This is a genomic window from Dyadobacter luteus, from assembly GCF_003383615.1.
GTDB lineage: Bacteria > Bacteroidota > Bacteroidia > Cytophagales > Spirosomataceae > Dyadobacter > Dyadobacter luteus.
In genome coordinates this window covers 19180-45370 of the sequence record NZ_QNUL01000004.1, presented here as the reverse complement: position 1 = coordinate 45370, position 26191 = coordinate 19180, and the positions used below count along the sequence as shown (strand labels likewise).

Sequence of the window (26191 nt, the reverse complement as noted above, 5' to 3'; positions counted from 1 at the left end):
TGTTGATCTTTTTAACATTCACTCAAACTGATCGGAATATTAACCGCCAGTCCTCCCTCTGAAGTTTCCTTATACCGGTTATTCATATCAAGCGCTGTTTCCCACATGGTGTTTACCACGTTGTCCAGCGACACCTTTGCATTATCGGGATCACTTTGCAACGCGAGCTGACAAGCCGTTATCGCCTTGATTGCCCCCATCGTGTTGCGTTCAATACAGGGTATCTGCACCAGGCCGCCTACCGGATCGCAGGTCATCCCCAGGTGATGTTCCATAGCAATTTCCGCCGCCATCAGACATTGCTGCACACTTCCACCCAACACCTCTGTAAGTCCGGCTGCAGCCATCGCCGATGAAACACCAATTTCAGCCTGGCAACCACCCATTGCCGCGGATATCGTAGCGCCCTTTTTGAATATGCTGCCAATTTCCCCAGCTGTTAAAAGAAAGCGAAAAACGCCCTGTTCATCTCCTTCACAAAATGTAATATAGTATTGAATAACGGCCGGAATCACACCAGCGGCTCCATTGGTCGGGGCAGTTACTACACGGCTGTACGATGCATTTTCTTCATTCACTGCCAGTGCAAAACAACTTACCCAATCGAGGGTATACTTGAATCCGCTGCCGCCATTCTGGATGGCAAGTAACCAGTCATCATAATCCGGGCAAACTTTCCCTTTCAGTAGCTTCTGGTTCAAATCTGCTGCGCGGCGTTTTACATTCAAACCACCAGGAAGCACTCCCTGCGTTTGAGAGCCGTGAAAAATACTGGAACGCATCACATGCCAGATATTAATGAGCTCTGTACGTATGGTGTCTTCACCACGCCAGTACCGCTCATTTTCCAGTACAATTTCCCATATCGGCCGGTGACACTGCCGATGCCATTTCAAAAGATCGGCTGCGTAATCAACAGGATAAGGAAGAATCGATGTCTGTTGCTCTTCCGGTGCAGCACCTTCCTGAATCACAAATCCTCCGCCAATGGAAAAGTAGGTCTCAGTGATTTCTGTCTGATCTTTACAAACTGCTGTGAAGGTGAGCCCGTTGGGGTGAAACGGTAGGGACTCTTTCATACAGAATACCACATTCTTTTTCGGTAAAAACGAGATCTCAATATTTCTATCCAGTGAGAGCGTCTCTTGTTGTGTAATACCTGCAAGAATGCTGTCGATATCAGTTGTAACTATAGTAACCGGGTCGTATCCTGCTAATCCAAGTATGACGGCGATATCTGTTCCGTGTCCTTTACCTGTTTTGGCGAGGGAACCGTACAAAAATACGTTCACGGATTGTACATGCTGAAGCCCCACGGATTGACGAACTACATTCAAAAATTGCTGCGCTGCCCGCCAGGGGCCAAGTGTATGGGAACTGGAAGGGCCAATTCCAATTTTAAAAATGTCAAATACTGAGATACGCTCGTCGTTCATGGTGGTTCAGGTTATTTATAATCGCGGGATTGTTCCCAATCCTGTTTATGCTGGTTTAGTGCCACAAGATACCATGCCAACGCCGTTTCAGCTTCATATCTATGTGGATTTCTACTATAAAACAGGCTCTGCAAATCTATTGTTCACAGAGCCTCTCTTTAGCTTATTTCTATTTAAATAACTGTTGGTATAATTCCTACATTGCCCGTCTTACTGACATTTCATATAGCAGGGCCCGCGGGCATCTGAGCAGGCTGCAATGGTTTGAACTTATCCGGGTCTTTTTCAAATTGACTGATCTGAAGCAGACTGAAAAGTATATCGCCTTTCAAACGGGTATCGGCTGTGCTTTTCTGATCACTCATCCATACCTTCAGATTGTCGATCTGAGCTAAAATAGTCGCTTTCACATTGTCTGACGCACCCGTTTGAGCGGCCACCCCTAGAAGGGTTTTCAAATAGACCTTTCTTACCATACTCTGTAAATCCGCTCTATATCCTTTCTCGGCAGGAGCTTTCCATATCTTATCGTTCAATTTTTCAATCACCGATATCAACCCCGGCTGTTTATCATCTCTTCCGTGGTATTCCAAAAGTCTGGCAGCACGTTCATGATCCAGAATAAGCGAAAGTGTTTGTCCGGCAAGTGATTCTGCCGCTCCGACAGGATCGAATGTAACGCCCGTGTACCCTTTGAAATTCTCCTGGTTTCTTGCATAGCCAATCGGATACGGAGGAAGATTCTTGATTACACTTTCAGGAATAGCCAGTTCTTCTGCTGAGATAGAACTGATTAATGCATCCAGCGCCTGCCACTGCTGAGCGGGATCAATCATTCCTGTAACAGGTTGCCCATCACCGCGAAGGGCATATCTGAAATCGAGCCCTCCCAGTAAATTTGTCGCAGCCTCAATCTGATAACGGTGCAGTAAATACAACGGAACCAGAACCTCTTCCATGGTAGCCATGGGACGCCCTTCAGGAATCGTTTTTTCAGAGAATACCGACAAGGCCTTTTTACGGATTTGCATGAGTCTGGTCAGCTCGGTAACCGCATCATTGGTATTGTCCCAATGGGCAGAATTGGGATGAATGCCAAGATCAAACATAAAAATATGTCCCTGACGGATAGACTCCCGAATGATTTTATCAAGCTCTGCTTTCTCATTCTGATTTTTGCCAAACTCAGTGTAACCCCATATGATCGCCCGTTTATCATAGCTTCCTATTCCTTTCGCATAAGCTTCAGAGATATCCATAGAGCCATCCGCTTTCATGGTTATTTTCGGGAAAGGGTAATCCGTCACCGAAGACCTGTCATTCGAACTTGACATATGGTTGTGATACATGCCCAGCGCATGGCCAACCTCGTGTGCAGCCAGCTGCTTCATGCGGGCCAATGCCTGATCAACTGCTTTTTTTGCAGCTGACTTATCATCACCGTAAGGCTGGGTCAATCCCTGCAGGATGAGAAAATCCTGCTTGTCGCGCATCGATCCTAGTGTAACCTGCCCCTTGATGATTTCTCCTGTACGCGGGTCAAAAATGCCGATTCCATTTGAAAAACCACGTTGCGGGCGGTGTACCCAATTGATCATGCTATAACGGATGTCCATCGGATCGGCACCGTCCGGCAACTCTTTCACCTGAAATGCATTGATAAAACCCGCAGCTTCAAATGCATCATTCCACCACGAAGTGCCTTCTATCAATGCTTTTCTGATGGGTTCCGGCGCTCCTTTATCTACATAAAACACGATGGGCTTAACCGCTTCACTTTTGGCAGCTCCCGGATTTTTCTTTTCCAGCCTCCATCGTCTGATAAACTTCTTTAAGACAGGCTCATCGGTAGCGGTAGAGAAGTCAAGGTATTCCATGGAATTATAACCAGACCTTGGATCAAACGCTCTGGGTTTATAATTCTGATCGGGTAGCTCGATAAATGAGTGGTGATTTTTTAGCGTGATGGAACCCGGATCCGGCGCTTTTGCAGGTGTGCCCGGGCCACCGCTGAAAAAACTACGCTCACCCGTCCCCGCTCCTGCGAAAGTCAGCAATGCCTCAAACTCTGTATTTTTAGGAAAACTTTTGGTTCTTTCAATAGCGATTGCCGACCTTGATTCATCCACTCTGTATACATTCCCTCCACCTGCAACCGGCGCACCCGGCCTGCTAAAACCGCTGCTTCCCAAACGGGCACCCGCATTCTGACTGTCACGGAGCAGAAAGGACGTAATGTCGATCAGCGTTTTATCGCTTTCTCGCAAATCCGGTTTAAATCCCCAGATCACCGACTGAGGAAAAGACTCTGAAACAGATTTTTTCTCCGCCTCTCCACCGCTGTCAGCACGGTAGTCGTAATTAGGAAGAGTCAGAAAAATCTTTGGCCCTACTTTGATAAACTTTACAATCCTGTATCCTCCTACCGTACCTCTGTCCCCGGCTCCGCCTCCGCCTTCCGGCATGGCATTTACATACAGAAATTCCTTATTGAGCATTTTATCAGGTATTTCCAGCAGAACTCTCCCCTCCTTTTCATCGTAGTAAAAAGTAAAATAGCCCTCATTTTTGTTCATACCCTGCGTCCGGACAGCAAGGCTGGGCGAAGCTGATATTTTTTGTCCGGCAGTTGAACTCTGGGCGAAAACACCCGAATTTCCGATAAGTAAACCCGCCAATACAGGTATATATAACTTCATTGCGATTGTCGTTTTCAGTAAGAAAATAACCCCGGCGATTGTGCCGGGGTTAGGGGTATGCGAAACAGTTTGTTAGTTGTCAAAAACCTCATTTCCTTCTGAGCACCGAAGGAAATCCATATGGCCCATAATCGGTGCCCCGGGGGGCATAGCAGTCACTGATGCTGGCTGGAATTTGTCAGGATTCTTGTGGAATTCTTCAATCTGAGCTAAACCGAACATCATATTCGCTTTTTGTTTGGCAGGAGCAGCTGCCACTTTTTCTTTGATCCAAGATCCCAGCTCATCCACTTTCAGCAGCGCCTCACCACGTACATTTTCGGGAGCTTTTGCATTCGCAGCCAATGAAAGCAGGTATTTCAAAGAAAGATTGTTCACTAATGTTTGCAGTTCTCCTTTGTAGCCGGCTGTCGCAGGTGCTTTCCATGTACTTTCCAGCAACTTGTCGATCACCGGCATCAACCCAGGCTGTTTGCTATCACGTGCATTGTATTCGATCAGTCGGGCTGCACGTTCTGCATCCAATAGATAAGACAATGTAGTTCCTGCGGCAGATTCTGCAGCTGCTATCGGATCAAAAGTGGGCCCGGTATGTCTGTCGAACGTTTCGAGTCCTGCAGGATAACCGGAAGGTCTTGGCGGTATCTTCTGAATGAGCCCTTCCGGAAGTGCTAATGCATCCGGCGTAATGGTGCTCAACAGCGATTCCAAAGCTCTCCACTGTTCTTTTGGTTCTACCATTCGCGTTGTAACCTGACCGTCATTTTTAACCGCATGCGTGAAGTACAACCCTCCCACTGATTTTGCAACAGCTTCGATCTGATAACGATGTAACAAATAAATAGGAACGAGCACTTCTTCGATGGTCGCCATAGGCTCCCCTTTGCGTATTGCCTTTTCTGAGAAATTATCCAACACCTTACGCCTCACTGCAAGGATATTGGTCATCTGATCTATCGGATTTGAACCATCATCCCACTGGTGAGAAGTCGGGTGCGTGTTGCCTCCGATATCCGGTATGTAGATAAATCCTTGTTTAAGGGTTTCCTGCATAATCTTTTCCAGACCTTCCTCCTCTTTGCCTGCAGGAAACTCAGTATAACCCCACATCACTGCACGCTTATCCCAGCTTCCGATTCCTTTGGCATACGAATCTGAAATGTCTATCGTGCCATCCGATTTAAGGGAAAATTTAGGGAAAGGATAATCCATTACCGAAGCCCTGTCTTTCGGACTTGCGGCGAAATTGTGGTTGAATCCGAGCGTATGGCCAATTTCGTGCGCGGAAAGTTGTCTGATCCTGGCCAAAGCAAGTTCCTGCATAGCCTTCGAAACAGGTTTTCCATCTTCATACGGCTGCAACAAGCCCTCTGCGATCAAATAATCCTGACGATGACGGTCAGAACCTAACGTAACTACACCCTTAATAATCTCACCAGTACGAGGATCCAGATAAGAAGAGCCAAATGAGAATCCGCGCGGACTCCCATTTCTGTTTACCCAGTTCACAACGTTATAACGAATATCCATCGGGTCTGCGCCCTCCGGAAGCTCTTTTACCTGAAATGCATTTTTGTATCCGGCCGCTTCAAATGCTTCATTCCAGAACGCCCCACCTTCGATCAAAGCTTGTTTTACCGGTCCGGGAGCACCGCGATCAATATAATACACAATTGGTTTTACCGCCTCACTTGGGGCAGAGCCGGGATTTTTCTTTTCCAGTCGGTGTCTTCTGATAAATCTTTTGACAATCGGCTCATTCATAGGCGCCGAAAAATCCATGTAGCTAAACATGCCAAAAGCCGATCTCGCGTCGAACCTTCTGGTTTTGTATTTATCATCAGGAAGTTCTACAAAGGACTGATGCATTTTCACACTTACAGCACTCGGATCGGGCGCCAGGCCAGGTCCACCACCGAAAAAGCCGGTATTCGGACTTCCACCTGTGAAAGTAATTAACGCTTCAAATTCAGTATTTTTGGGAAAGTTTTTTGTGTTTTCAAGGTACAATACCGAACGGGTTTCATCCACTCTGTACGAACCACCTCCACCAGCAGGCTGTGGAACCGTTACGGGTCCCGCAGCCCTTCTTACGCCCAGCCGGGCTGCAATATTCTGACTGTCGCGCACGATGAACGGAGTAAGATCAATCAATACTTTATCTCCTTCTACTGCGGCAGGAACGAAACCCCATATGACAGATTTTGCGAAAGCACTTTCAACTGCTTTTTTCTCGTCGGGATTTTCTGTGATCGCACGGTAACTATAAACCGGTTCAACCAACAAGATCTTCGGGCCTACCTTTACAAATTTGGCGATGGCTGAAGAAGCTTGCCCGCGTTCCGGCCCGCCACTACCTACGCCGTCTGTAAGAGAAGAAAAATAAAGAAATTCTTTCTCCAGCTTATCTACTTCCAGAAAGATTTTCCCTGTTTTTTCGTCATAGTAAAAATTGAAATAACCCTCATACTTTTTCATTCCCTGCGTGGCAGCAGTGATTGACGCAGCCGGAGTTGCCTGCGACCTTGCAGCCGGCGCAGCGGCGGGCGTTTGTCCGTGAGCGATTCCTCCAGCTGCCAGTATAAGCGCGAGCATATTGTAGTTCAACTTCATAATTAGATATTTGTGATTATGGGTTAGCTAATGATTTATTCTTGTAAATAGGACAAAGCAATTTTATCATGCAAAGAAAAACGACTAATTCAGGTTACTTTACCAACTCGGCATTCAGAAGAAACACCTCGGAGCGGTAATCACCAGACTGATTCAGAAGAAGCTTCCCCCTGATTTTGACAGGTTTATCTGTGTAGGTCATTTCCTTTGCCATCTTCACCTCCACCATGGAAGGAATATCTCCTTGCCCGCAATAAGGACACTGATCCATCGGCACAACGGCAAGCATAAATTCTTTGTGATTCAAATCGGCATTAATCGGAATGATATATCCCGGCAACTCTACCACTTTGTTTTGCATTGATTGTAATTTGGCAGGAAATGCTGGTACCATCTTGTAATCTTTGTTTTTCTTGTAAGTCCTTTCAGCAATCATTTTCCAGGTCGAATTCATTAAAGGGATGTGCGTGGGAGGCTGAGCATTCGCTTGTAACGTCACACCCAAAATCATTAATAAAAACAGGATCACTTTTCTGAACATAGTCTTTAACCTTTTGAAATAGTTGATGAAATATCAGTTCTGTAAGCTTGTATGCCCGGAACAACAGCTGCAAAAAATCCTATCAGCATGCCACTGCCAACCAGATAAAACTCTTGTGGCAAAAGCTTCCAACCTGTCAGGCGCGCCTGAGCAGAATCCTGGAAATAGCCGATCAGCTCCATACCTGTGTGTCCGAGCCACAGTCCGATTACCGAACCTATTGAAGTAAGTATTGTCCCTTCAAGAATTACAATGCAAAACAACTTACAGGCAGAAGCGCCCAATACACGCATCACCGCCAAATCATATTTTCTTTCCTGTAAAGAATTATAAAGACTCACAAATACACTCACTCCTGCCATCAGCATAATCGCGATCGCGAACCATTGCAGGGTTTCTATACCGATACCAATCAGAGAAAACAAACGGGCACTTTCTTTTGCCGGAGAAGCCGCCTGCATAGACGTGGATTTATTGATCATCGCCGGCAAAAGAACCATGGCCATTCTCGAACGATATTGAATCAGCAGCGAAGTAATCTCCTTCTCCCGATGATGCTCTTCATTTCCGTGCATTTTCCATATACTTTCAATACTGGTAAGCACCAGATGATCAGCACTGCTACCGGTTGGTTTAAGTATACCTTTTAAAATATAAGCGTGTTCTTCGTGGATGTCCTGCGCTGAACTCAGTCCATGTGAACCATACAGCTTATCACCTACTTTCAACCGGGCAACACGGGCCACTTCTGCTCCGACAACTACCTGAAAATTATCTTCCCAGAACTTACCGCTTGCAAGTTGCAAGTCATGCAGATTAATAAAACTGGTATCTGTCCCTACAATCCGAAAACCTTCATAATTATCGCCCAGAGCAAGCGGAACTACACGGCTTACAAGGGGATTACGGCTAATTGCTTCAGCCTGTTCTAAAGGAATGTTTCCGGTCGGGAAATCAACAAAATAAATACTGCTCAGGATTAGCTGAAGCAGGCTACCTTTCGCCCCTACCACCAGATCTATTCCTTTTGCATTTTTACTCAATTTTTCACTTACCTGTGTAGTACTGAGTAAAAGCAATGTAAGAATCCCTACACCAAATGCAATCAGCAGCACATTCAAAAAGAAGGTGAGCTTGTTGACACGAAGATTCTTCCAGCTTATACTAACGGGCGTCATTCAAAGTAAGGTTATACACATTTGAAAAGGCAGGTTTTACCCGGTCATCATGCGTCGATACGAGCAAAGACGTGTTGTGAGAATTGGATAAATCAAGCAGTAACCTCAGTACCGTATCCGCATTCCTGTTATCCAGACTGGATGTAGGCTCGTCGGCAACAAGTAATCCTGGCCGGTTGATCAGCGCCCTGCCGATGGATGCGCGTTGCAACTGCCCCTGACTGAGCTGCTGCGGATAACTAAATGCCTTGGATCCGATTCCCAATTCCTGAAGCATTTGATTCACTTTTTTTTTATTTTTTGGTAAACCGGCAAAGGACTGGGCCAACAGCAGGTTCTCCTGAATGGTCAGACTTTTGATCAGATGAGCCTGTTGAAAAACGATTCCTATATTTCTTCCTCTGAAACGATCCTGAGCAGCGGACGAGAGTGAATAAATATCAGTGCCGTCAATGGTCACCTTTCCGCTTGCTGGTTTGAGAATGCCTGTCAGTATATGCAGAAAAGTTGACTTTCCACTTCCCGACTCTCCTGTTAAGAGCCATTTTTCTCCCGCACCAATACACAGGTCACCGAAAGTCATGCTTTCAGCGCCTGCATATTGATAAGAAACTGCTTTAACATCCACCATTTTAAACTAATTACTTACCAGAGCCTGATGATTTTTCTTCTCTTACAGTCGGATATTTGATACCCAGCTGCTCCAGATAAGTGCCATATTTAGAAGGATCATAGTAATACTTTTTCATCTCAGGCCTGAACTCATTCATAATTTTTTCATTCAGATATATGGCGGGCTTGTCCGTTTTTGAGATCAGTGCCGTGTATTTGGTATCCTTTGTCTGCACATCATTGAAATAAGTCCACGCACTTTTGATCACATCAGGCTTCACAAACAAATCAAGTAAAGTCATAGCCTGCACTTTGGCTGCTGCCGTTACACCTTTGTGTGCAATGGGCGTAGCCATGGCAATCGCATTGGCCCAGTGGTGACCAGGCAAACCAGGAATATTCGCAGGGAAGCGTAAGGTAATTGTAGGTACGTTCCAGGAGATATCGGCAATATCATCAGAGCCTCCACCGCCCGAAGACGCAGTGGCCGTAGGTTTTGCAAGAGGACTAAGTGTGGTAGCCAACCCTTTTGTCGAAAGCAGTGAATCGCCTTCAGGATTCTGCATTTCCTTCTGAGCCGCTTTGGCCAGTATCTGATCAGCTTCAGACCATTTTGGTAAACCTACAGCCTTGATATTTTCATACATAGCTTCTGCCAACGGCTTATTGAAATGACCCGGCCACGCGCTGCCCAGTACCTCATAGCTCATTTTCGCACCCGTCATCTGTGCCGCTGCCTCAGCAATACGGATACCGTCATTGTACATTTCCACGATTTTAGGATAAGTTCGCTCCCGGAAGTAGTACCAAACCGAAGCTTTCGATGGCACCACATTAGGTTGGTCGCCGCCATCGGTTATCACATAGTGAGAGCGCTGAGTGGTCTGCATGTGTTCACGATGGTAATTCCAGCCAATGTTCATCAGCTCGACAGCATCCAACGCACTCTTTCCACGCCATGGGGCTGCACCTGCATGAGATGCCTGTCCTTCAAAATTGAACCGGGCCGAAACCATTCCATTTCCTCCTCCATCGCCATAGGAAACTGACATATTGTTACCCACGTGCGTAAAAATGCATGCGTCCACATCCTTGAAAAAGCCATCACGAACGTAGTACGCTTTTGTCCCAAGCTGCTCTTCGGCCACACCAGGCCAGACCATGATCGTACCCGGAAGTTTTTCCCGTTCCATGATTTTTTTCAGTGCCAGTACAGCGGTGATATTTAACGGCTGACCTGAATTGTGTCCTTCGCCATGTCCCGGAGCACCTTCTACAATCGGATCATGGTAGGCAACGCCCGGCTTCTGGGAAGCCTTGGGAATACAGTCGATATCACTGCCAACTGCGATGAGTGGTTTACCTGTTCCCCATTTAGCCGTCCAGGCAGTAGGAATGCCAGCAATACCCATTTCAATCGTAAAACCATTTTTACGCAGAATGTCAGTCAGGTATTTGGAAGTTTCGTATTCCTGAAAGCCCAATTCTCCGAAGCTGAAAACCATATCCACCATCTCCTGAGTGGCCTTTTGATTCGCATCAATTTCTTTGGCCAGTTCGGTTTTCAGCGCATCAATTTTAGCCGGTGTCATTTTTGTCTGCGCCGTTACCTGTGAAGGCAAAGACATGGCTGCTCCAATAATACAGGCAGCTGCATATCGCCGGACAACAGCAATTGAAAAGTTATTTTTCTTCATGATCCTAAAAGTATTTTTGGCTTTTAAAAAGCTGGATTAATCTTGCCTTAAACTCCACTAATTACCACCGCCGGTTGTGGTGCCTGCTTTATCCTCCCGCACGGTAGGATATTTAATACCGAGTTGCTCCAGATAAGTCGCGTATTTGGATGGATCGTAATAATACTTCTTCATCTCAGGCCTGAACTCCTCCATGATTTTTTTATTGAGATGGATCGCCGGCTTATCCGTTTTTGAGATCAGAGGTGTATACTTCGTGTCTTTGGTCTGCACATCGTTGAAGTAAGTCCAGGCATTTTTTAAAATTTCCGGCTTCACAAACATATCCAGCAAAGTGAGTGCTTCAGCTTTTGCACCGGCTGTCACTCCCTTATGGGCAATAGGTGTAGCCATGGCAATCGCATTGGCCCAGTGGTGACCAGGCAAGCCTGGAATATTGGAAGGATAATTCAATACGATAGTCGGTATGTTCCAGGAAATATCAGCGATATCATCCGAGCCACCACCACCTGCCGAAGGTGTAGTAGCAGGCTTTCTCAATTGACTGAGCGATGTACTCAAACCATCAAAACCTTTACCCGGCTCTGTCGGGCTTTGCATTTCTTTTTGCAAAGCTTTGGCCAGTTTCTGATCTTCCTCACTCCATTTGGGTAAACCTACCATCTTGATATTTTCATACATGGCCTCAGCAATAGGCTGGTTCATATGTCCCGGCCATGCACTTCCCAGTACTTCGTATTTCATCGTTGTCTTCGTCATCTTGGCAGCCGCTTCCGCGATCCGTTTCCCATCTTCAAACATCTGCATGATTTTCGGGTAGCTGCGTTCACGGAAATAATACCAGACCGAAGCTTTTGAAGGGACTACATTGGGCTGATCGCCACCGTCGGTAATTACATAATGCGAACGCTGCGTTGGTTCCATGTGCTCGCGGTGATAGTTCCAGCCAATGTTCATCAGCTCCACCGCATCCAGAGCACTTTTCCCTCGCCAGGGAGCTCCGCCTGCATGCGATGCCTGTCCTTCGAAATCATAGCGCACCGAGATCATCCCTACCATGCCGCCATCTCCATACGAAGTACCCAGATTGTTACCTACGTGTGTAAAAATACAAGCGTCGACATCTTTGAAATAACCATCACGGACATAATAAGCTTTGGTAGCCAGCTGCTCTTCTGCAACTCCCGGCCATAGCATGATCGTACCGGGAATTTTCTCCCGCTCCATTACTTTTTTCAAAGCCAGTACGGCAGTCACGTTCAGCGGCTGACCAGAATTATGTCCTTCTCCATGTCCCGGTGCGCCTGCCACAATAGGATCGTGGTAGGCAACGCCGGGCTTTTGGGAAGCTTTGGGAATGCAGTCAATATCACTGCCTACTGCTATTACCGGCTTACCCGATCCCCATTTTGCAGTCCACGCAGTAGGTACGCCCGAGATACCGTATTCGATCGTAAAACCATTTTTCTTTAAAATATCCGTCAGGTATTTTGATGTTTCTACTTCCTGGAAACCAAGCTCTCCGAAACTGAATATCATATCCACCATTTCCTGAGAGAACTTCTGGTTCTTGTCAATTTCTTTGGTGAGCTCCGTTTTGAGTGCATCAATTTTTGCCGGGGTCATTTTTGTTTGTGCTTCCGCACTAGTCGACAAAAACGCCAGGGTACCTGCCAGACAAATCCCTTTGGACAAAATATGTTTGTAGTGAGCAATGCCACGTAAATTCCTTTTCATGAAGAACAGATTAAAGGTTTAAAATCAGTTATCAGATTGTACTCAATCATCTGCGAAAACAGCTAACGGGGAAGCGGAAATGCCGGTTTAATCCCGCACACTTTCAACTATTGACTTCCCCATTGCCTTTCCAACAGCGTTTACCAACTTCTTTACAAAAGCTTATTGGTAGAAAGCTCAGAATTAGGAATCGGGAAAATATACTCCGGTTGTGTGGGAGCTATTGATGGAGCCGAAAGACCACCACTTCCCTTGGCAGGAATCGTTAGCAGATTTCTTGTAAGATCATTCGACCTGAAACCTTCTCCCAAAAGCTCTATCCTTCTTTCGATCAGAATGGTTTTTACCAGAGCATCCGCTGTTGCTGTTGCACTTGCCGGGAATTCGTATGTGGCATCAGACCGCTTTCTGACTGCGTTCAAAAGTGCCGTGGCCTTTTGCAGGTCGCCCATTTTGGCCGCAGCTTCAGCGTAGTTGAGCAATACCTCGGCGTATCTGATCAATGGTACATAATCCAGCGTCGGGTTGGTCTGGTTGTATTTTTTCAGGTAACTCAGCGTTCCCGAAACCCTGACGAACTCTGTTCTTCTTGTATCAGTGGCCCGCCATGTAGCATCACCCAAAATTCCGGACGGATTCAGATTATACTCCACGTTCTGGTTATAGATGTATGCCAAAGAATTTTGACCGCTGATCAGGTTCAACGCAGTCATTGGCATAGAGAAGATGGACTCAACAGTCGTGAAGTTTGTAGTGAATACAGGAGCGATGCTGGACTGTAATGCATGCCTCACGCCGGTTGCTGCAGTGAATGGCGCCGTATCGGACACAATCTTTTTAGACTCTTCCACCACTTTGGCATAATTACCCATATTCAGATAGACTCTTGTTTTGAGTGCGATAGCAGAGTTTTTATGAGCTCTTGTCGTGTTCAGCAGCGCAGTTGAATAGTTCAATGGCAGGTCTGTCTCAGCTGCTTCCAGATCAGCAAGAATCTGAGCATATACCTGCGCCACAGTACTTCTGGCAAGATCATTGTTAGCTGGCGTTTTTTCTCCCTTCAGACGAAGCGGTATACCCGGGGATGCTCCCTGATCTTTGGTGAAAGGTTGTCCGTAACGCGTGATCAGATTGAAATAACCAATGGCTCTCACAAATTTGGCTTCTGCAAGATACTGTGCAGCTGTGGCTGCGGGAACGGCATCGGGATGTTCAGCCAGTCCATCAATGATCAGGTTCGCAGCATTAACCGCCGTATACGCCGTACCCCAGGCAGACGAGGCATCATTAGAACCTGAAGTTACAGTATGACTCCAGGCATCATAGCCGGTAAATACGTTCTGAGTACGGTTAATAAACTCCTCTCCGCGGATATCTGCCAGCATCAGATACCTTCCTCCCAGAAAACTACCATTTTTCAAAGCCGCGTACATCCCATTGACCTGTCCAAGAACCCGCTCAGGTGTATCAAACAGGAAGGCATCCTGCAGAGAAGTATCAGGTACCGGGTTCAGAAGTTCTTTTTCATTACAGGAAACCAGAGCCGGACCTAACGGAAGTACCGCTACCGCCAGTTTAAGTGCAAATGTTCTTATCGGATTAACATTGATCTGTTTCATAATCATAAATAAGTTTTTGAGGATATCAGAATCCGAGATTCAAACCGAATGTAATTGTACGCCCCTGCGGAATTGAGTTTTTGTCAACACCAGGGGTAGTATTGGAATTACCATTTACTGAAATTTCAGGATCCGTACCTGTGTATTTAGTCAGGATAAATGCGTTGAAGACCTGCGTATAGAGCCTTACAGAACTGATCCCGATTTTGCTCAGGGCAGGCGTTGGCACTTTGTATCCCAGAGAAACAGACTGTAATCTCAGGAAATCGCCTTTTTCAGCATTTTCAGAAATAGGCCATGATGAACCGTTGGAAAGCAAATCACCATACACCACGCGCGGGATATTCGTCACCTGACCTGGCGTTGTCCAGCGTTCAAGCACCTCGGTCGTATTATTCCAGAAACGCTGGTCGCGCCATGTCCCTTTCGTTCCGTTCATAACCAGGTTACCGCCTGAGTAGGTGAAATTGACACCCAGATCAAAATTTCCGTATTTGATAGTATTGATAAACCCACCATAGTACGTTGGCAGCGCGTTACCCAGCAGGTAGTAGTCATTCACCCCGATAGCAGGTGCTGCCGTACCGTCAAGGTAAGTCCAGCGGCTACCTCCTGATGGTACAACGTGACTGTACTGAACCCTGTCGCCGGCACCGTTGATAAATACGCGCTGACCGTTTTCAGGATTTACTCCATCTGTTTTCGCTCCATACAAACTACCCACAGAATAGCCTACACGCGTGATATTGGTTGCTTCGGCAGCGGTAGATGTGGTTCCTACAAGTTCGGTACCTGCTCCGTAGAGCTCAGTAACCTTATTTTTATTTTTGGTATAGTTAATGCTCGTGTTCCAGCTGAACTTACCTCGGCGGATAATGCTGGCATTGATACCCAGTTCAAGACCGCGGTTGTACATGCTACCGATGTTCATCAGAATCGCATCTCCCGGAATCCCCTTGGAAGGAGACTGTGGCACATTCAGAATCAAACCGTTCACGCTGTTTGCATAGTAAGTCGCTTCCAGTTGAATCCGGTCATTGAGAAAACTCAGATCCGCGCCAATGTTGGTCTGGTTACTGGTTTCCCAACCCAGATCAGGATTTCCGCCCTGGCTGAAATTCCAGGTAGGTACAGCTGCATAAAGTGATGACTCGTACAAAGCCAGTGAACCGAATGCACTAACACCAGAGTTACCCACCCGTCCCCAGCTCGCGCGAAGCTTCACGCTGCTCATAATGTCGGCCAGTGCAGAGGATTTATAAAACTCCTCCTCCGACAAGGTCCATCCACCGGATACCCCTCCGAAGTTTCCATATTTCTTACCACTACCCAAAGCTGAGTTTCCGTCGCGGCGGTAGTTTAAGGTGAAGAAATAACGTTTGTCGAAATCATAGGTAAAACGAGAGAAGAAAGACACAAGCGCACTCTGAGTCAACACGTTTGCCGTAGGGGCAATCTGGCCATAGCTTCCCTGAATCTCATTGAAGAAAGGATCTGACAACTGCGTACGGGTAGCTCCCCAGCCTGAAGTATTAAATTTCTGAATGTCATAACCGGCCAGAAGAGAAACATTATGCTTCGTAGCAAACGAGGTCTGATAGTTCAGCGTGCTTGTCCAGTTCAGGTTATTGATCAGCCTGCTGCTGTTGGTTGCACTTCCGTTGGTTGAAAAACCTGGACCGTGTACAGGACTGTTAAATGCCACATTCTCTACTTTGAGACGGTCCATGGCATAATTAAATTTATACTGAAGGCCTTTCACAATCTTTACTGTAGCTCCGAAATTGGCAATGATACGATCATTTTCAGAGGTGTATTTATTCAGATCCAAAAGGGGGATCGGGTTGTAGAAGTTGCTGGCAACGTTGTTATTACCCATACCCATCGTATTGGAATTACTCAAATTATAGGAACCATCGGGATTCACAGCATATACGTTGGGTGCAGAAAGCCACGCCAGACGAGCCGAACCTACCAAACCAAAAGCATTCCCTGACAGAGATCCTGTATTGGGTGAAGAATTCAGACTGGTATTGTAATTGATATTACTCGAAAATGACAACCACGAATTCAACTTATGGTCCACATTAAAACGGGCAGCTTTTCTGGTGAATTCATTAGTTTTAAGAATCCCGCTCTGATTGCTGTAATTACTCGAAAAATAGTACTTCGTAGATTCTGAACCACCCGAAATGCTTACGCTGTGATTTTGCGAAAAACCTGTCTGGTATACTTTATCGTACCAGTTGGTGTTCACAATCGAGCCGTCTTCATTGTATGTAGGAAAAAACAGTGCAGAGGCGACGGCATCATTGTTGGCATTTCCACCTAAAATTTTGGCATTCATAACTGCCTCATTTTTAATGGTCATAAACTGTTCCGCGTCCAGCATCGTTGGCAAACGCGTAGCTCTTGTAGCACCTGCCCAGCCTTCATAAGTAACCTTTGCTTTTCCTGTCTTACCGCTTTTGGTAGTGATCAACAATACACCTGCAGCAGCCCTTGAACCATAAATAGAAGTAGAAGCCGCATCTTTCAATACATCAATTGACTCGATGTCAGCCGGATTAATATCACCAAGCGGGTTATTGGCAACAGTTGAGTTGGCAGAAACATCGCCGGTATTGATAGGAATGCCATCCACAACAATAAGCGGATAAGAACTCAGAGAAATCGAATTAATCCCTCTGATCCTGATTACTGGAGCATTATTCAAAACACCATTTGGCTGGCCTATGCTTACACCGGTCGCGCGTCCTGCTAAACCCTGGTCAAAACTCTGAACAGGCATATCTTTCAGCTTTTCTCCTGAAACACGCGCTGCCGAACCCGTAAATTCCTCCTTCGACATTGTGCCATATCCCACGACCATCAATTCACTCAACTGACGTGTACTTGCTGCCAATTTGATGTTCAGGGCAGTCTGGCTACCCACTGTAATTTCCTGCGCGACATACCCTACATAGGAAAACACAAGCACCTGAGTTCCTTTGTCCGAAACTTTCAGGCTGTACTTCCCCTCCATATCGGTGATAGTCCCCGTCGTTGTTCCTTTGATCAGTACCGACACACCCGGTAACGCGTCTCCGTTTTCCGAGTCTGTAATTATACCCGAAATCTCCTTGTCGGCCATCTTTGATTCTGCAGAGGGTAGTTCTGTCCTAAGCAGGCCAGTCATTTTGGTCTCCTTCTCAATGATAACAACAGTACCCTTTTGTTCCCGGTAAGCAAGTTTGGTAGGGCTCAGCATTTCGTCGAGCACCTCGTCGACACGCTTTTTGCTGGCATTGATATTGACCCTGTAAGGTGCAATCAGATCTTCATTGTAGACAAAACGAAAACCTGTCTTTTTATTAATAACCCCGAGCGCATCTTTAAGACTTTTGTCTTTCAGCGTAAGATCAATTGTCACCTCCTGAAGGCTCTGTGAGCGTGATGGTCCCGCCTGCAATCCGGAATGCGCTGAAACAACCAGTAAAACAAGGAAACAGGAGAATTTGAGTGTCCATTTAGTAATGGACAGTAAACTACTGGTACAATTTTTCATACCTTTGAATGTGTTTTGGGTTAGTCGTTAAAACATTAATTCAAACATTTGATAGCTGGTCAGTTGGTGATTGGCGTTACGTTCTGATCTGTCTATCCAAGCATTCCGGCGGGCTTCTGTTCGCCGGTTTATTTTTTGTATTGTCTTCTACATAGGCATATTGTTAACGGATTTTCTCTTTTTACTTATCGTCACTTTATTGTCTTCAATTTTGTAATTCAAGCTGTTAGCCATAGTAAGCAGCTCCAGTATATGGTCAAGCGAGTCGGAATAAACAAACTCCGCTGATGCTCTGTACTCCCTGACACTTTCATCCGACAGCGACACATGCACATCAAACTTATTTTCGATCACCGCCAGAATATTACCAAGTGACTCATTGTCAAAAAGTAATTTCCCGGCTGTCCACGCTACCGAATTCGCACTGTTGACAGCCACCTTCTTTATTTCCCGCGTTTTCAGATCAACACTGACCTGCTCATTCGGAAGTAAAACCTTTGTAATCTTCCTGGTATCATTACAAACTGACTTCTCAACTGCCACCTTACCTCTTGTAACGGTAACCTGTACATTTTGCAGGTGACTGTAGGATCTGATGTTGAACGCCGTACCTAAAACCTTTGTCGTTGTACCCGCAGCCGACACCAGAAAAGGACGTTTTTCATCTCTTTTGATATCGAAGTATACCTCACCCTCTACCAGGATTACCTTCCTTGCATCCGGCTCGAAACTGGCCGGGTATTTGACCGACGTCGACTCATTCAACCAAAGCAAGGATCCGTCAGAAAGCTTTATTTTCTTCTTCTGATTTTTACCTGTGCTAACGCTCACCAGACTACTTTCATAAACGAATTCGCTCAATGCAAACCTGTTCAGCAGTGCAAAAACACCAATACCGATAATCATCAGCAGACCAGCTGCTATTTTAAAAGTATTGGAAGTCAAACCCGAGAAATGTCGGGGCTTATGTTTAATCACTTTCGGCACCTGGTCGTACTTCTCGTCACGCAAATTCCTTTCAAGTATCTCATCCAATTTCCCCTGCTTCAGTAAATGAAAAAAGGCTTCCATCTCATCCTGTCTGAGGTTGTTGTTAATATATCTCTTAACCAGAATTTCCAGGAATTGCTTCTCTTCCATGTAGCAGGGATTTACAGTAGTAAGACGAATAACTTCAAAAACAGGGTACCTCAAATATTAAAAAAAGACAAAATATTTTTTTTCAACCACACTAAACAAACCAAAGTACACCTATTTGATAAACAGATATTAACTAATATTTTAAACAAAAATTAGCATCAAAACGAAGTAGTCAAAAACTAAAAATATTTATATTACACAAACATACCCTTCCACCCAGTTCGCAGGATTGCAAAGAGGAATGAACTACTACAGGTGTGAATGGCGATCAGACGATCGGAGCGAAGAACAGAGCAATAAGAGAGAACGAAACACCGAAGCTTTTCTGAGCAGAGTATTTGAGAAGTCTGATGATTTTTACCATGTGTTTTTTTATGGCATTTCTGGATATACCCAATGCTTCGGCAGCTTCATCGTAGGTATAGTCCATGTCACGGCATAGCCTGAACACCTCTTGATTTCGGGGTGACATACTATTTAACACCTCAGCCAGATACTGTCTGTATTCTTCTGACTGGAAAGCATCTTCAACACTATTGTAATTGTGCTCAGCTGAGCGAATGATGCTTTCTTTGAGTGACTGTTCAACTGCAGCGTGCCTCAGGAAATCAAGAATATGATTTTTTGCCACCTTGTACAGATAGGGCCTGAACGCGGCAACTTCGCTTAGATATGCTCTCTTTTCCCACACCTTGATGAAAATCTCCTGACACAAGTCATCGGTGTGGTCGTATGTCTTGACAAATTTCAAAACATATCGCTGAATCTCGGAATAATACTGATTGTACAATGCATCAAACGAATCTCTATCTCCCAGAGATACTTCATTCAATAAGGCAATTTCATCGATTTTAGCCATCTTTGACAACGCTTTTGGACTTTCAGAATTTCATACCGGCTTACTAAGATAGCTAGATAATTATAATTATTTCAACATTTCAAAAATTCCTTTTTCTTTATTCCGCCATTTCAATAAAATACATTAGCATAATTATGATTTTTATGAGTTATGTCAAATATTATTCTGAATCACCAAAATCCTGACGCTTATTTAAAACAATTCTGACAATTCGACACCTACTAATTTCCAATGATAGCTGTAATACAAAGAGTTCAACATGCCTCTGTAACCATCGACGAAAACATAGCCGGACAAATCAATACCGGGCTGCTCGTACTGCTGGGCATAACCCACCACGACACCACCGAAGACCTTGAATGGCTGGGCAAAAAGATTATCGGACTCAGAATCTTCAGCGACGAAGAAGGAAAGATGAATCTTGATCTGAAATCGGTGGACGGCGACATTTTGCTTGTCAGTCAGTTTACATTACACGCAAGCACAAAAAAGGGAAACCGTCCTTCGTTTATAGATGCCGCCAAACCTCAGGTTGCAATTCCCTTGTATGAGCAAATGATCACTTTCCTGCAGCAACAAACAGGAAAAACTATTCAGTGCGGTCAGTTCGGAGCGGATATGAAAGTAGCGCTTCTGAATGACGGCCCCGTAACTATTGTCATTGATTCGAAAAACAGAATCTGACGACTAACATAATTATCTTAAAACATTTATTTGGATACAATGACTATCGAAGAAGCACAACAGCAGGTGGATACCTGGATCAAAACATACGGGGTCCGTTATTTCTCTGAACTGACAAATATGACGATACTGACCGAAGAAGTAGGAGAACTGGCCCGGATTATGGCCAGAACTTACGGTGACCAGTCATTTAAAAAATCTGATCTGGGAAAAGATCTGGGTGATGAAATGGCAGATGTACTCTGGGTGTTGATATGTCTTGCCAATCAGACCGGTATTAATCTCACCGAGGCATTTGAAAAGAACATGGCTAAAAAGACAGGGCGCGATAAAGACCGGCATCAGGCTAATGAAAAATTGAAATAGCCAGTACGGCCAGGATATCAAAGACAATCCCCAACGCTTCACAAAAAAAGTGAAAGCGTTGGGGATGTTTATATACCCGATAATGGATTCAAGCCTGCTTTACTTCAGCTACAGAAACTGGTTTCTTTTTCTTTACGTCCAATACCTTGAAAGGTTTGGCCTCTTTTCTGACGCGTTGGTATGCAAACAGGCAACAAACGAAAATTGTCAGGAAAAGTGCATCAATAAAGAAAATGTCAAAAGCGCCCATTTTCCAGCTCGTCCACATCCACAGCCCGGTAGAAACGCCATTGGCAATCGGCACACCTGCGCAGAGCACAATCGAAAGCAACAATGTATGCGCGTTCATGATCGGGAAATTACGGCGGATGATCAGATACACCGACAATACCAGCCAGCTGTAAAAATAGGTATGGTAAATCGCTGACTGATCCACTTTCGGAAGCACTTTCAGCATAATGAATGTAAATGCAGTCACAGGAAGCATACTCAGACACGTGGCCAGAAATACATTGCTTGCCCAGAAATTGAACTTGCGTTTATGTGCATCTGTACTCACTTTGTCACGCGCCACAAACCAGATCAGAATACCCGAAATTATCACCGCGCATCCCATCAGCCCTAGCACAAAAAATACGATACGCAATGGCTTGCCTCCAAAATCACCGAAGTGAAGATGATAAATTAAACTTTTAACGCCATCTATATAGTTGCTGTCGGTTATGGGTGATTTTTGAGCCAGGATTTTTCCGGTTGCTACCTGAAGATGCACAAAACCGGATCCTGCAAAATTGGATTCAGGGTTAGGTTTGGCCTCCATGGTCAACTGCATGTTTTCATCCATATAGTTCCGGATGTGGACGCCTGTGATTTTGCTGCCTTTCCACTCTTTCTGCCATTTTTTCACAAACGCATCCAGATCGAAGTCTTCCTTAATGGGCTTGTAAGTATATTCGGCAGCCATATTCCTGTTAAACTGCAGACTCTCGTAAAGCTTTTCTGAATTGCCCTCATACAGCAGGTTACCAAATGGGGTCAGGATTACGTAATTCACAATCAGCACTACGCCTGTTACCGCAAACACAAACTGAAACGGAAAACCGATCACACCTAAAACCGTATGCATATCCGTCCACACAGTCTTCCATTTGCTCCACGGCCTAAAGAGGAAAAAGTTGGATTTGATCTTGTCCCAGTGAAGCAGCAGACCCGTTATCAACGCAAAAAGAAAAAGAAATGAAACGATTCCGGCGATCAGGTAACCCATCGGCGTACCGATACTAAACGGAAACACCTGGTTGAGCTGCGCCAGAAAGTGCAGACGGTACAAAAACTCACCCATGTCATAGGCCTCTGCGTAATCGCCTGCTGCTTTTTTGTCGGTGAAGCTGTACAGAAAGTATGCTGAGTCGTCATCACCTCCCCTTCGCCCCCTTTTACGCTCCTGATTTTCAGACTTGGGTTTGGGCCTGGTTACTGTCGTATCTGCCGAAGCACTCATGTTTACATAAGTACCCTGTTCCTGCCTCTGAACATAAAAATCAAAATTACGCCCTTGTAAATTGTATTTACCGCTAAGAGAGTCAATAACAGGATTGAAAGTGAGCTCCGATTTGCGGGCTACAGTCGATCTTCCTTTTTGCCACGCTGATATATCATCCTTGAAGAAAGAGAAAGAGCCGGCAAAAAAGATCACATAGAGAATGGCAGCGATGAAGATGCCACTGATTGTATGGGTGTGAAAATAGATGTTATATTTCCTAGGATCCATGATGTAGATTGAAATTCAGCAGATAAGGCAAAGAGAACACAAGGGTCATCAAGAGGTAGATAGCCCACACTTTCCATACATTTTGCGCTATGAAGGCATACAGCAACAGGCAGGCCCAAAGTATATAACCCGTGAAATAGGCAGTGATTATCACATTTTCCTTTGGAAAAAAAGCGGTGAGACAAACATGCAGGCTCATCATTACGGCATAACCGCCTAACGACCCTGCAAGAATTTTGCTAAGCCGCAGCCATGGTGATTTGGTCAGGTATTTTTTATTGGCAGGCATAGGTCAGTGAATGAGTAATTCCAGTGCAAGTGAACAGATATAGAGAATGGTGATACCCTTCACCCCGAGGTAGTGAAAAGGGAAAAATAGTACGGAAACAGAGCCGGATGCCATCAGGATCACAACAGTAGCAAACAGACCGCTTCCCCACCCCAGTGCAACCACACACAGGATTGCGCCCAGCAGGAACAAGGCTCCGGTGATGCATCTGCTATAGGCTGGATTAGTGGCCGCTGTAGCTAAAATGTGATTTTTATCAGGCCAGGCTACACGCTTTGAGGTATTCATCCAGAATAGGAAGCCACACAGAAAAAGTAAACAAATAGTACTGAACATTAGGATTATTATTGAAATGAAGTTTAAGCTCATTGCCGGCTTATGCTTTTGGCAGAAAAGCCAGGAAGACAATCAGTTTATTTATAAAAATGTGTCAAAGCCACGTCCATGCGAAAATGGTCAATTGCCAGGCACCGCAATTCGTTTTCTGAAATCCTAAGGTGCCAACCCGGTTTTTTTCCCGAAGAATCAGGTGAAATTTGACGGTTCACATTTACCGGTCAGATAAGAAAGCTTTGTAACTTAACTGACCGTCATAATATCTGGCAGAGCACATTAAAACTGAGTTTTACCAAATATTATAATTAGACCAATTTTAAATTAATGGCAAATATATGTAAAATTTCATGTCTGTTAGAAATCGGCAGGGTTTTATCTAAAAATGAAAATAATTTGGCAGGATTATACAAGGAGCAATTTAAACCTGCACGCCTGCCAGCCATTGGATTATTGATTAAACTCCAATCAGAGAAGTGATGGCATCACTTTTTACAAAAATCTAACTTACAGTATCAACCGACAAATAAAGATGAAGCAATACCTGATTTTAATACTATTCTCTTTTATTACATCAACAGGGTTCGGGCAAACCGCGGAGGCCGACAAAATTCTGGGAACCTACAGCACAGAAGGCAATAAAGGCAAAGTCACCATCAGAAAGGCAGGCAATACATACAACGGCACTTTGATATGGACTAACGTACCCGATGCAACCGATAAGAATAATCCGGACAAGGCAAAGAGAAGTAATAAGCTTGCCGGAACAGAAATCGTTAAAGACTTTACGTATTCCGGCAACAATGTTTGGGAAAAAGGTACGGTCTACGATCCGGAAAGCGGAAAAACATATAGTGGAAAAATCACTCTGAATAAAGATGGCAGTCTGGGAATGCGAGGCTTCGTAGGTATATCCGCCTTCGGAAGAACGACAGTATGGACAAGGGAGAAGTAACCGACTTCTGTATTTATCCTTCACCCACGATTAGCAAGACGCATTGGCTATCGCTGTTTTCGGAATGGGATTGATGCTACCAGTCTCAACGGCAATATTATTCAACGTGTCTTCTGCAGCATATCTTAAATTTTGGCGAATGTCATTAAGTAGTTTTCAAATTAGATGAATAGCAAGGCTGCTTTTCAATAACAATTGGTCTTAACGAATAACTGCCGTTTTTTATAGGTCTTGGTAAGCCAGTGTTTACATATTATCCTTTACGCAACATGTCTGCATACTCATTGGGAAGCGGACTTTCCTCAACTGCTTTTGCTGCTTTTTCGATATCGTAGTCAAAGCGGATGAACTCAACCTGTATGCTGTTCTTATTTTCCAATGTACTATCCGGGCTAATGGTAAGAATTACATAACCACCCCTTGGATCCTTGTCTTTCGGTTTCCCGACGGATCCGATATTGACAGCATGCCTGAAATGATCGCTGCCTGTCACACCTGAATTTAAAATACGGTGATAGGGCTGGTGCGTATGGCCAAAGCACATAATATCAGCCCCCGCATGTTCCATAATCCGCAACATGCTTTTTTCGTCGCGGTCTTCAAACAAGTATTCATTGACTTTCCGGGGACTGCCATGAACGAGGAGCAGATTAAATTTATCTTCATTCAACTGGTATTCCAGCCTGATGTGTGCCGGTAGCGTCCTCAGGTAATTACGTTGCGGCTCTTTTATCACTTCGTTGGTATAGGATATAGAAACCTTACCCATAGCCTTTTCTTCATCTGTCTTGTAAGCACAACCACAATCATTGCTTGAACGGCCAATACCCCAGTCGTAATTGCCGGCAATGGTCGGGATTCCGCGTTTACGGATTTCATCGATCACTTCGTTGGGCCATATATTATATCCGACCAAGTCGCCAAGACAATACATGGCATCGATATTGCGGGTTTCCACATCTTTAAAAAATGCTTCAAGTGCCGGAAGGTTTGCGTGGATGTCTGAAAATAAGGCGATTTTCATCTTAGGCTATTGTTGAGGTTTTTGAATAATATTTTTTACGGAGCCAGAAGGCGAGATTGACCAAAGCAATCAGTGCCGGCACTTCGACCAAAGGGCCAATAACACCGACAAATGCCTGACCTGAATTGATGCCGAACACGCCAATAGCGACAACAATGGCCAGTTCAAAATTGTTGCCTGCAGCAGTGAATGCAATAGATGCACATTGAGCATAATCGGCTCCTGTTTTCTTACCGGCAAAGAAGCTGACAACAAACATGAGGATAAAATAGATAACCAGCGGTACAGCAATACGTACCACATCAAGAGGAATCTGCACGATCAGTTCACCTTTCAGGCTGAACATTAACACGATGGTAAACAGCAAGGCGATCAGGGTAAAAGGTGAAATAAATGGTATAAACTTATCCTCGAACCAATCTTCACCTTTCAGCTGGATCAGCGTATAGCGGCTGACGACGCCAGCTGCAAAGGGAATCCCTAAATAAACCCCTACACTCCCGGCAATCTCACCAATCGTAATATCCACATCCAACCCTTTTACACCAAACAATGGTGGCAGGACCGTAATGAAAACATATGCATAGACACTGTAAAGCAATACCTGAAAAATGCTATTCAGGGCAATCAAACCAGCGGCGTATTCCCGGTTGCCATCTGCCAGTTCATTCCAGACTACTACCATTGCGATACACCTGGCAAGCCCTATCAGGATGAGGCCTGTCATATATTCGGGATATCCACGCAAGAAGGTAATGGCTAAGATAAACATGAGTACCGGACCGATGACCCAGTTAAGTAAAAGGGAGGTACCCAACACCTTGGTATTCCTGAATACTTCGCCCATTTTCTCATATTTCACTTTGGCCAGTGGCGGATACATCATCAGGATCAAACCGATTGCCAGGGGGATATTGGTTGTTCCACTTGAGAAAGAATTAATAAAACCCGAAGACGAAGGAAAAAAATATCCGATGCCCACACCGACAGCCATTGCCAGGAAAATCCAAAGGGTCAGATAACGGTCCAGAAAACCCAGCTTTTTCCTTTCGTATGCGGGTGCACAATTATTCGCTGACATATAATGATAT

General features: G+C 45.0%; 20 protein-coding genes. 3 read left to right on the top strand and 17 right to left on the bottom strand.

Annotated features, from left to right (window positions below; genetic code table 11):
* Positions 1 to 11: 11 nt before the first annotated feature.
* The 12 genes from DSL64_RS06920 to DSL64_RS06860 all read right to left on the bottom strand — a co-directional run bounded on the left by DSL64_RS06920 (position 12) and on the right by DSL64_RS06860 (position 19678).
* On the bottom strand, positions 12 to 1436 hold the full coding sequence (locus DSL64_RS06920; protein ID WP_115829949.1) for an L-serine ammonia-lyase: 1425 nt from the start codon (positions 1434 to 1436) through the stop codon (positions 12 to 14).
* Between the two features lie 221 nt (positions 1437 to 1657).
* A complete protein-coding gene (locus tag DSL64_RS06910) occupies positions 1658 to 4135 on the bottom strand; it encodes a zinc-dependent metalloprotease (RefSeq protein ID WP_115829947.1) in 2478 nt (825 codons plus the stop codon).
* 72 nt (positions 4136 to 4207) lie between these two features.
* A complete protein-coding gene (locus tag DSL64_RS06905) occupies positions 4208 to 6748 on the bottom strand; it encodes a zinc-dependent metalloprotease (protein WP_115829946.1) in 2541 nt (846 codons plus the stop codon).
* Positions 6749 to 6842: 94 nt separating this feature from the next.
* Positions 6843 to 7289, bottom strand: a complete 447-nt coding sequence (locus tag DSL64_RS06900) for a hypothetical protein (protein WP_115829945.1) — start codon at positions 7287 to 7289, stop codon at positions 6843 to 6845.
* A gap of 5 nt (positions 7290 to 7294) precedes the next feature.
* Positions 7295 to 8467: an ABC transporter permease gene (locus DSL64_RS06895; protein WP_115829944.1), complete on the bottom strand. Its 1173-nt coding sequence runs from the start codon at positions 8465 to 8467 to the stop codon at positions 7295 to 7297.
* Entirely contained in the window at positions 8454 to 9098 is a 645-nt protein-coding gene (locus DSL64_RS06890; RefSeq protein ID WP_115829943.1) for an ABC transporter ATP-binding protein, read from the bottom strand. The genes DSL64_RS06895 and DSL64_RS06890 overlap by 14 nt, the downstream gene beginning before the upstream one ends.
* A gap of 10 nt (positions 9099 to 9108) precedes the next feature.
* Positions 9109 to 10707 (bottom strand): amidohydrolase, encoded by a 1599-nt coding sequence (locus DSL64_RS06885; RefSeq protein ID WP_115830236.1) that lies wholly within the window; start codon positions 10705 to 10707, stop codon positions 9109 to 9111.
* A 126-nt stretch (positions 10708 to 10833) separates the two neighbouring features.
* Entirely contained in the window at positions 10834 to 12402 is a 1569-nt protein-coding gene (locus tag DSL64_RS06880) for an amidohydrolase (RefSeq protein ID WP_199539353.1), read from the bottom strand.
* A gap of 263 nt (positions 12403 to 12665) precedes the next feature.
* Positions 12666 to 14132, bottom strand: a complete 1467-nt coding sequence (locus tag DSL64_RS06875; protein WP_199539342.1) for a RagB/SusD family nutrient uptake outer membrane protein — start codon at positions 14130 to 14132, stop codon at positions 12666 to 12668.
* 25 nt (positions 14133 to 14157) lie between these two features.
* Positions 14158 to 17679 (bottom strand): SusC/RagA family TonB-linked outer membrane protein, encoded by a 3522-nt coding sequence (locus DSL64_RS06870; protein WP_115829940.1) that lies wholly within the window; start codon positions 17677 to 17679, stop codon positions 14158 to 14160.
* Between the two features lie 147 nt (positions 17680 to 17826).
* Positions 17827 to 18819, bottom strand: a complete 993-nt coding sequence (locus DSL64_RS06865; protein ID WP_115829939.1) for a FecR family protein — start codon at positions 18817 to 18819, stop codon at positions 17827 to 17829.
* 268 nt (positions 18820 to 19087) lie between these two features.
* On the bottom strand, positions 19088 to 19678 hold the full coding sequence (locus DSL64_RS06860; RefSeq protein ID WP_115829938.1) for an RNA polymerase sigma factor: 591 nt from the start codon (positions 19676 to 19678) through the stop codon (positions 19088 to 19090).
* Between the two features lie 231 nt (positions 19679 to 19909).
* Between DSL64_RS06860 and dtd the strand changes: the two genes are divergently transcribed.
* Positions 19910 to 20362, top strand: coding sequence for a D-aminoacyl-tRNA deacylase (gene dtd, locus DSL64_RS06855; RefSeq protein ID WP_115829937.1), 453 nt, complete (start codon positions 19910 to 19912; stop codon positions 20360 to 20362).
* 39 nt (positions 20363 to 20401) lie between these two features.
* Positions 20402 to 20728, top strand: a complete 327-nt coding sequence (locus DSL64_RS06850) for a nucleotide pyrophosphohydrolase (protein WP_115829936.1) — start codon at positions 20402 to 20404, stop codon at positions 20726 to 20728.
* Positions 20729 to 20816: 88 nt separating this feature from the next.
* Here the strand turns inward: DSL64_RS06850 and DSL64_RS06845 are convergent, their stop codons facing one another.
* The 3 genes from DSL64_RS06845 to DSL64_RS06835 are packed head-to-tail and all read right to left on the bottom strand — an operon-like array spanning position 20817 to position 23076.
* Positions 20817 to 22499: a PepSY-associated TM helix domain-containing protein gene (locus DSL64_RS06845; RefSeq protein ID WP_115829935.1), complete on the bottom strand. Its 1683-nt coding sequence runs from the start codon at positions 22497 to 22499 to the stop codon at positions 20817 to 20819.
* A complete protein-coding gene (locus DSL64_RS06840; protein WP_115829934.1) occupies positions 22489 to 22788 on the bottom strand; it encodes a hypothetical protein in 300 nt (99 codons plus the stop codon). Before DSL64_RS06840 ends, DSL64_RS06845 begins: the two co-directional genes overlap by 11 nt.
* Positions 22789 to 22791: 3 nt before the next feature.
* A complete protein-coding gene (locus DSL64_RS06835) occupies positions 22792 to 23076 on the bottom strand; it encodes a hypothetical protein (RefSeq protein ID WP_229216991.1) in 285 nt (94 codons plus the stop codon).
* Positions 23077 to 23653: 577 nt separating this feature from the next.
* Between DSL64_RS06835 and DSL64_RS06830 the strand changes: the two genes are divergently transcribed.
* A complete protein-coding gene (locus DSL64_RS06830; RefSeq protein WP_115829932.1) occupies positions 23654 to 24076 on the top strand; it encodes a DUF2147 domain-containing protein in 423 nt (140 codons plus the stop codon).
* Between the two features lie 253 nt (positions 24077 to 24329).
* On the opposite strand, the gene DSL64_RS06825 is transcribed toward DSL64_RS06830, so the two are convergent.
* Positions 24330 to 25100 carry a metallophosphoesterase family protein gene (locus tag DSL64_RS06825; protein WP_115829931.1) on the bottom strand — a complete coding sequence of 257 codons (771 nt, stop codon included), beginning with the start codon at positions 25098 to 25100 and terminating at the stop codon, positions 24330 to 24332.
* A gap of 1 nt (position 25101) precedes the next feature.
* Positions 25102 to 26181, bottom strand: coding sequence for an ACR3 family arsenite efflux transporter (gene arsB / locus DSL64_RS06820; protein ID WP_115829930.1), 1080 nt, complete (start codon positions 26179 to 26181; stop codon positions 25102 to 25104).
* Positions 26182 to 26191 lie beyond the last annotated feature (10 nt).